The following is a 444-nucleotide window of genomic DNA, read 5'->3' on the forward strand; positions in this document are numbered from 1 at the left end:
CTGGACTGCCGTGAGCCAGAAAACAAGCCACGCCTCGATCAGGACGGCTGTGCAGATGCAGAGCAGCATCACGCACCTGTCAAATTCATAGCGTATGACAGTAATCGGCGGCAGGATCTTCGTTCGCGCTTTGAGGTAGAATCCAAGCACACTCGAGAAAACGGCAGTTGCCAATGGCGCATAAGGAAATCTCACGTCTGAAACAACGAGCAAATTGCTATCGAACCAACGGCTGTCTACTGGCAAAAGAGCAACTTCCGACAGCATAGTGCAACCGCAGCAAATGTCGCGATCGGCCAGAGGCCACCAACAGGGGGATTCTAGCGCAAAAGGGAGCTTCTATCTGGCTCCACGAGGGTCGAATAATGGCCCGTGTTTTGGAATGCCACCCCGATGAAGTCTCCTTGTCGCCAGATGAGGCGACAAGGGTAGGTGGTGCGAACT

General features: G+C 53.8%; 1 protein-coding gene. It reads right to left on the reverse strand.

Features of this window, described 5'->3' with window-relative positions; genetic code table 11:
- The coding region (locus AC0L3A_RS40955) for a hypothetical protein (protein ID WP_473256611.1) at positions 1–267 on the reverse strand (267 nt) is incomplete at its 3' end.
- Positions 268–444: the final 177 nt, after the last annotated feature.

The sequence above is a fragment of the Bradyrhizobium sp. MI1.3 genome (assembly GCF_055811695.1).